The following is a 7,167-nucleotide window of genomic DNA, read 5'->3' on the forward strand; positions in this document are numbered from 1 at the left end:
TCACTACAGCGTAGTGACGGACACCACGTAACGAGTGGATTGCGCGACACTTGCGCCGCGTCAGCTGGCGCGGGCCACGTCCATCTCATCGCCGCGGGAGCGGCGCTTGCGCATCCGGGCGACGGCGGCGGGCAGACCGAGTTTGGTCAGCTCCTTCACCTCGGCGTTGCTTGCCTTGTCCAGGTACTGCTGAACCTCTTCGTCGGGTTCGAGAAGCTTGCGGAGCCGGTTCTCGACCCGCTCCATACCCAGTGCGAACAGCATCAGCACCACTGGGAAGAGCACCACAGCGAGTCCTTGCATGACGAGCAGTAAACACGGTCGAGGTCTCAGATGGAACACGGCAACTGAACTGGAAGGACAACGTTGTCTGCCGATTCCGTATGGTGGACGCGTGCGCGTCTCCCCCTCCACCGCCTCCGGGAACGGGCTTCCGCCCGGCTCCGAGCCCTCCGGAACGCCGCCGGTCGCCGCCGCGGCTCCGAATCGGAAAACCAGGGCACGACAGGCGGAAACCCGGCTCGGGCTGGTCCGCCGCGCGCGCCGGATGAACCGTGAACTGGCGACTGCCTTCCCCGACGCGCACTGCGAGCTGGATTTCACCACACCGCTGGAATTGGCGGTGGCGACAATACTTTCGGCACAATGCACCGACGAGCGCGTGAATCTCACCACGCCCGCGGTGTTCGCCCGTTACCCGGACGCGCGGGCCTACGCCGAGGCAAATCGCGCGGAGCTGGAGGAATACATCCGGCCGACCGGGTTCTACCGGAACAAGACCTCCTCCCTGATCGGACTCGGCCAAGCGCTGCTGGAACGTCACGACGGTGAATTGCCTCACACCCTGACCGAACTGGTCCAGCTCCCCGGCATCGGGCGCAAGACCGCCAACGTCATCCTCGGTAACGCGTTCGGGGTCCCCGGCATCACGGTCGACACCCATTTCGGTCGCCTGGTGCGCCGGTGGGGATGGACCGACGAGGAGGACCCGGTCAAAGTCGAGCACATCGTCGGCGCGCTGATCGAGCGCAAGGAATGGACGATGCTGTCGCACCGGGTGATCTTCCACGGACGGCGCGTCTGCCATTCCCGCAAGCCGGCGTGCGGTGCGTGCGTCCTGGTCAAAGACTGTCCGTCGTTCGGGATCGGGCCGACCGATCCGGAGGCCGCGGCCAAGTTGGTGAAGGGGCCGGAGCGGGAGCATCTGCTCGAGCTGGTGGGCCGGTGAGTTCTGAGCCCTCGGGCCGAAGGAGTGCGGGACATGCGTGGCGCTGGGCACTTGCCGGTCTGATCGTCGTGGTCGCGCTGGCGGTCGCGGTGTGGCCGCGCGGCGACGACCGGAGCGAGGAGCAACACCAGGCTCCCGTTGCCTCCGGCGTCTCCGATGACCTGCGCGCCGCCGCCCATCTGCCCGATTGCCCGAGCGGCGCGGCCCCCGGCAACGGTCCGCTGGCCGGGATAACGCTGGGATGTCTGGCGGACGGCGAACCGGTCGACCTGGCCGCCGCGCTGGCGGGCAAGCCCGCCCTGCTGAATCTCTGGGCCTACTGGTGCGCACCGTGCGCCAGAGAGTTGCCGTATTTGCAGCAATACGCCCAACGCGCCGGAAACGCGATTACGGTGCTGACCGTGCACAGCGACCCTGATGAGGCCAAGGCACTGTCCCGTTTGCGCGGACTGGACGTGAGATTGCCCGGCGTGCTCGACGCCGACGCGCGAGTGCGCACGGTCGTCGGCGCCCCCTCTGTGCTGCCGATCTCGGTGCTTGTGCGTGCCGATGGCTCGATAGCCGACGTCGAGGTGCGCGCTTTCGACGGGGTGGATGACATCGCGGATACCGTCGCGGGCAAGCTCGGAGTGGCCGCATGACGATGCGGGTGAACGAATCAATGGTGGAGGTGACGGTGCGGGCGTGCACGCGGGTCGGTGGGCGAATGCGCGGGGGAGGTGCGCGATGACCATCGAAATGCCCCCCGGCATCCCGAACTGGCTGACCCGCTCGGCCGAACCGGCCCTCGACAGCGCCGACACCGCGACCAGGGCGCGTGCGCTGCGCCGCGCCATGACCGTGACCTCGAAGCCGCGTCAAGCGGCGGTGCTCGTGCTGTTCGGCGGCTCGCCGGAGCCCGACCCGGATGCCCCCGGCGGACTGCCCGCCGACGCGGAGGTGCTGCTCACCCAGCGCGCCTCCACCCTGCGTCAGCATCGCGGCCAGGTGGCCTTCCCTGGTGGCGCCGCGGACCCGGGCGATGCCGGGCCGATCGATACCGCGCTGCGGGAGGCGTGCGAGGAAACCGGCCTCGACCGTTCCGGCGTGGAACCGTTCGCGGTACAACCCAAGCTGTTCGTGCCGGTCTCTCGTTTCGACGTGACGCCGGTGCTCGCGTACTGGCGTACGCCGGGTGCGGTGCAGGTGGTCGACCGGAGCGAGACCGAGCGGGTCGTGCGCGTGCCGCTCGCGCAGCTGCTGGATCCGGCCAACCGCTTCCTGGTTCGCAGCCCCCTCGGTTATCAGAGCCCGGCGTTCCAGGTGGACGGGATGCTGGTCTGGGGCCTCACCGGCGGCATCCTCGCCGGGATCAGCAAGGCCGCGGGCTGGGATCGCGAGTGGGACCACGCGGACGTCCGTGATCTGCAGACCGCACTCGCCGCCGTGGGGATGACGTTATGAGTTCGTCGGCCTGGCTCGACATCGCCGTCGTGCTACTGGCCCTGCTCGCCGCTTCTTCGGGCTGGCGGCAGGGCGCGGTGGCCTCCGCGCTCGCCTTCCTCGGCGTGGTGCTCGGCGCGGTCGCGGGCATCCTGATCGCGCCGCACATCCTGGTGCACGTCGACGAGGGCCGCACCAGGGTGCTCACCGGCGTGCTGCTCATCGTGGTGCTGGTGATCGTCGGTGAAGTCGCGGGCATGGTGCTCGGACGCGCGGCGCGCAGCGGCATGCGTCATCCCTTCACGCGCAGCGTGGACAGCGTGGTCGGCGCGGGGCTGCAGGCGGTCGCCGTGCTGGTCACCGCGTGGTTGCTGGCACTGCCGCTGGCCACCTCGTCACAGCCGGCCATCGCGACCGCGATCAACGGCTCGCGGGTGCTGGCCGACGTCAACGACGTCGCGCCGAACTGGCTGCGCAAGCTGCCCAACGAATTCTCCAAGCTGCTCAACACCTCCGGTCTGCCGGACGTGATCGGGCCGTTCGGGCGGGCGCCGATCGCCGCGGTGGAACCACCGGATCCGAGCGTGCTGGCCAGCCCGGTCGCCGCCTCGCTGCAGCAGAGCGTGCTGCGGATCCGCGGTGTCGCGCCGAGTTGCCAGCGGGCGCTGGAGGGCTCGGGCTTCGTGATCGCCCCGGAGCGCGTGATGACCAACGCTCACGTCGTCGCGGGCACGACGAGCGTCGACGTGGACACCGCCTACGGCTCGCTGCCCGCTTCGGTGGTGCTGTTCGACCCGTTCACCGACGTCGCGGTGCTCTCGGTACCCGGACTCACCGCTCCGGTCGTGCCGCAGGCGCCGTCGCCCGCGCGTACCGGCGACAGCGCCATCGTGCTCGGCTACCCGGGCGGTGGCCGGTACACCGCGAGCGCGGCCCGGATCCGCGAGACTCTGGATCTGACCGGCCCGAACATCTACCGCGACGGAACGGTGAAGCGTGAGGTGTACACCGTCCGCGGGCTCGTCCAGGCGGGCAATTCCGGTGGGCCGCTGGTGGATACCGAAGGGCAGGTGCTCGGGGTCGTCTTCGGCGCCGCGGTGACCGACAACGACACCGGTTATGTGCTGACGCTCAACGAAGTCCGCTCCGAACTCGAAGCTTCGCAGCGTTCCGATGGGCCGGTGGCCACGGGGGCCTGTGTGCTGAGCTGATCCGCGACGCGGGTCGGCCGTACCACCGGAACGGAGCCGTGGTATTCCGATGTCGCGGAACTCGTTCCGCTGCAGGGCTTGGTCGCGACTTGGGAAGGCGGAAGCGCGGGATCGGTGTGGGTACGCGCTTTCATCGAACCGAGACCCGGCCGCGAACCCGTGGCCGGGCCGGAACGCGAAGCGTTCAGCCGAGGAGTTTGACCAGTTCCTTCGTCACGGCGTCCGGGTTCTCCTGGTGGGCGAAGTGCCCGGCCGCCGGGATACCGGCCAGCCGCCGTTCCGGCGAGAGATGGAGGTCGCGGCGGAAGGTTCCCGGCAGTACGTACGGGTCCAGCTCGCCGCGCATGGCCAGGACGGGGATGCGGATGGGTTGGCGCATGGTCGCCATGAACCGGCGGCCGTCCGGCCGCCACTGGCTGCGGAAGGCCCAGCGCTGGTACTCCAGTGCGCAATGCGCGGCGCCGGGGATCCGGATCGCCGACCGCATCCGCTGTGCGGTGTCGACGAATTCGGCGGTGTTCGCCCAACCCGCGCTGACCCGTTGGCGCAGCAGCCGTTCCACTTCGAAGCCGTCGGCGGTGGTCAACAAGTGCTCGCCGTACCGGGGGAGCTGGTAGCGAAGGAAGTTCGGCAGCCAGGCCGCGCGCTGGCGGCGGTTGCGCAGCACGGAGCTTTTCAACGCCGACGGATGCGGCGAGCCCACCAGCGCGATCGAGCGAACCAAGCGCGGATGCAGCACCGCCGTGGTCCAGCAGACCAGACCACCCTCGGCGTGCCCGGCGAGCGTCGCCTCGGTGTAGCCCAGTGCCCGGATCAGCCCGGCGACGTCACCGGCGAGCGTCCAGCCGTCGTAACCGCGCGGCGGCTTGTCGCTGTCGCCGTAGCCGCGCAGGTCGACGGCCACGGTGCGGTAGCCGAGCTCGGCCAGGCCGGTCAGTTGGTGCCGCCAGGACCACCAGAAGTCGCCGAAGCCGTGCAGCAACACGACCAGCGGTGCGTCGGACCGTTCGGGCGCCGCGTCCACGACGTGGAAGCGGATGCCGTTGGCGTGCACGTCCCTATGCGTCCACGGTCCGTCGTAACGGACGCTGGACGGATCCGGGAGCAAGTTCGCCGACACGCCGATCGAGCCTAGTAGCCGCCGTACCGGCTCGCGCGCGCGCCTAGGAAGTCTGCTTCTCCAGGGCGAGCCGGTCCTCGTGCGCAGACGCGCCCAAGCCGTGCGGCAGCACCGTGCGCGCCTGCTTGAGCGAATCGATCGTCTTCTCCGGCGCGCGCAGTTTCTTCACCCGCCGGTAGCCGAGGAACGCCAGTACCGCGGTGGCGACGACCATGAGCAGGAAGACGATCAGGAAGGCCGCCCAGCGCGCCAGCCACACGTCGAGCAGTTCGCCGAGGAAGAAGAAAAAGAAGAACGTGCTGAACAGCAGCACGGTGAGCGCGAGGATGAAGTAGACGCTGCCCTGCAGGCCCTTCTTGATCTCGCCGGTGACCTCGGCCTTGGCCAGTTCGACCTCGGCGCGGACCAGGGTCGACATCTGCTCGGCGGCGTCGCGCACCAGCGTCCCGAAACTGGCGTTGCCGAGCGGATCGGCATCCGTGAGGGGAATGGAGGTGACCGTACGACCGCGCTCCGCGTCGCTCCCGTTACCGCCGTGGTTGAAACTCACTTGGTCGACCCTTCTCCCTGTCCCGGCACTGCTTCAACTCCCGTTCGATCGGCGGTGCTCCCGGTGCCCTCCGTGGTCACGCAGGCTACCGCCTCCGGGCGGATCGCTCGCGCCGCCGTATTGTTCACGTTGTAGCGCACGGGCGTCCCGCCGAGCCTGGTGGACACGCCCACGCCGCAACAGTAGCGCCGAACCGGCGAGCGACGCCGCCATTGATGTCACCAACACAGCGGCCTTCGCCAACTCGACGGCCGACCCGTCCGCGACATCGGCGAGCGCGAGTTCCGCCACGAGAAGGCTAACCGTGAAGCCGATCGCGCCGAGCACCGAGAGGGCGAACATGTCCCGCCAGCCGAGTCCGCTGGGCCGCGTCGCGACGCCCAACCGGATTGCCACCCAGCTCATCCCGAAAATCCCGAGCGGTTTGCCCACCAGCAGGCCGAGAATCACGGCCAGCGCGAGCCGGTCGGTGAACAACTCACCGAAGACCGTGGGATTCAACGGGACTCCGGAGGCGAACAGGGCGAACAGCGGAACGCACAACCCGGCGGAGACCGGCTGGAAGATGTGCTCGAGCCGGGTGGCAGGCGCTTCGGATTCACCGGGATCCGCACGCACCCGGGTGAGCAGGCCGAGGGTGACGCCCGCCAGGGTGGGATGGATGCCCGCCTCGTGCAGCGCGTACCAGGACACCAACGCCAGCGGCACGTAGAGCAACGGAGTGCGGATTCGCGCGCGTTGCCCCGATGCCCACCCGGCGAAGCATCCGGCGGCGACGAGCAGCCACAGCAGCGACACCGTCGTGGTGAACAGCACCGCGATCAGGACGATGGCCATCAGGTCGTCGACCACGGCCAGGCTGAGGAGGAAGACCCGCGCGCCCGTAGGGATGCGTGAACCGGTCAGCGCCAGGACGGCGAGCGCGAACGCGATGTCGGTGGCGACGGGGATGGCCCAGCCACGGTCCATGCCGGGGATCCCGAACCCGACCACCGCCGCGATCAGCGCGGGCGTCACCACACCGCCGATCGCCGCGATGACCGGCAGAGTGGCGCGTCTGCGGTCGGCGAGTTCGCCGACGACCAGTTCGCGTTTGAGCTCCAGGCCTGCGACGAAGAAGAACACCGCGAGCAGACCGTCCTCGGTCCACTCGGCCAGGGTCAGTTCCAGATGCAGCGGCGGTATCGCGACGACCGTCTCGGTGATCGTCAGATAACTGGCTCCCCACGGCGAGTTCACCCACAGCAACGCTCCGGCCGCCGCGATCAGGAGGAGTGCGCCGCCGAAGGTTTCCGTGCGGAGGTAGCGGGACAGTTCCGAGCGCACTCGCGTGATCACGGGAAACCTTTCGGCCGGTGGTCGGGCGGCGCGGACGCGGCACCCACCGGCGTCGGCTGAACGGGTGCGCGACCACTCGCCGACCAGACTTCCCGGCACACCTGACGCAATCTTAACGGGTGCGGCCGGTACCGGGTCCCGGCACCGGCCGCGCTCAGCGCTGTGTGATCAGCCCTTGCCCGCCCGGATCGCCTCGAAGACGCTCGGGTCGACGAGGGTGGAGGTGTCGCCGAGTTCGCGTCCTTCGGCGACGTCGCGCAGGAGTCGGCGCATGATTTTGCCGCTGCGGGTTTTGGGG

General features: G+C 69.2%; 8 protein-coding genes. 4 read left to right on the top strand and 4 right to left on the bottom strand.

Going from position 1 to position 7,167, the window contains the following annotated elements:
* Positions 1 to 60 precede the first annotated feature (60 nt).
* On the bottom strand, positions 61 to 303 hold the full coding sequence (locus ACIHAX_RS29785; protein WP_067799616.1) for a hypothetical protein: 243 nt from the start codon (positions 301 to 303) through the stop codon (positions 61 to 63).
* Between the two features lie 223 nt (positions 304 to 526).
* Here ACIHAX_RS29785 and nth point away from each other — a divergent pair, with 223 nt between their 5' ends.
* The 4 genes from nth (at position 527) to ACIHAX_RS29805 (ending at position 3,861) form a co-directional block, all read left to right on the top strand.
* Positions 527 to 1,228 carry an endonuclease III gene (gene nth / locus ACIHAX_RS29790; protein WP_355078736.1) on the top strand — a complete coding sequence of 234 codons (702 nt, stop codon included), beginning with the start codon at positions 527 to 529 and terminating at the stop codon, positions 1,226 to 1,228.
* A complete protein-coding gene (locus ACIHAX_RS29795) occupies positions 1,225 to 1,869 on the top strand; it encodes a TlpA disulfide reductase family protein (RefSeq protein ID WP_364439766.1) in 645 nt (214 codons plus the stop codon). The genes nth and ACIHAX_RS29795 overlap by 4 nt, the downstream gene beginning before the upstream one ends.
* A gap of 85 nt (positions 1,870 to 1,954) precedes the next feature.
* Positions 1,955 to 2,671, top strand: coding sequence for a CoA pyrophosphatase (locus tag ACIHAX_RS29800; protein ID WP_355078675.1), 717 nt, complete (start codon positions 1,955 to 1,957; stop codon positions 2,669 to 2,671).
* Positions 2,668 to 3,861, top strand: a complete 1,194-nt coding sequence (locus tag ACIHAX_RS29805) for a MarP family serine protease (protein ID WP_355078674.1) — start codon at positions 2,668 to 2,670, stop codon at positions 3,859 to 3,861. Before ACIHAX_RS29800 ends, ACIHAX_RS29805 begins: the two co-directional genes overlap by 4 nt.
* A gap of 184 nt (positions 3,862 to 4,045) precedes the next feature.
* Here ACIHAX_RS29805 and ACIHAX_RS29810 read toward each other — a convergent pair whose 3' ends face one another.
* The 3 genes from ACIHAX_RS29810 to nhaA are packed head-to-tail and all read right to left on the bottom strand — an operon-like array spanning position 4,046 to position 6,869.
* Positions 4,046 to 4,981 carry an alpha/beta hydrolase gene (locus ACIHAX_RS29810; protein ID WP_355078673.1) on the bottom strand — a complete coding sequence of 312 codons (936 nt, stop codon included), beginning with the start codon at positions 4,979 to 4,981 and terminating at the stop codon, positions 4,046 to 4,048.
* A gap of 43 nt (positions 4,982 to 5,024) precedes the next feature.
* Entirely contained in the window at positions 5,025 to 5,531 is a 507-nt protein-coding gene (locus ACIHAX_RS29815) for a phage holin family protein (protein ID WP_355078672.1), read from the bottom strand.
* A 33-nt stretch (positions 5,532 to 5,564) separates the two neighbouring features.
* A complete protein-coding gene (gene nhaA, locus ACIHAX_RS29820) occupies positions 5,565 to 6,869 on the bottom strand; it encodes a Na+/H+ antiporter NhaA (protein WP_364439773.1) in 1,305 nt (434 codons plus the stop codon).
* Positions 6,870 to 7,167: the final 298 nt, after the last annotated feature.

Origin of the sequence: Nocardia sp. NPDC051929 (genome assembly GCF_044548645.1) — a bacterium.
GTDB lineage: Bacteria > Actinomycetota > Actinomycetes > Mycobacteriales > Mycobacteriaceae > Nocardia > Nocardia sichangensis.

What these genes read in the sequence shown, in the direction of transcription:
- ACIHAX_RS29785 (WP_067799616.1), bottom strand. Translation starts at nt 303, where the DNA reads ATGCAAGGACTCGCTGTGGTGCTCTTCCCAGTGGTGCTGATGCTGTTC.
- ACIHAX_RS29800 (WP_355078675.1), top strand. Translation starts at nt 1,955, where the DNA reads ATGACCATCGAAATGCCCCCCGGCATCCCGAACTGGCTGACCCGCTCG.
- ACIHAX_RS29805 (WP_355078674.1), top strand. Translation starts at nt 2,668, where the DNA reads ATGAGTTCGTCGGCCTGGCTCGACATCGCCGTCGTGCTACTGGCCCTG.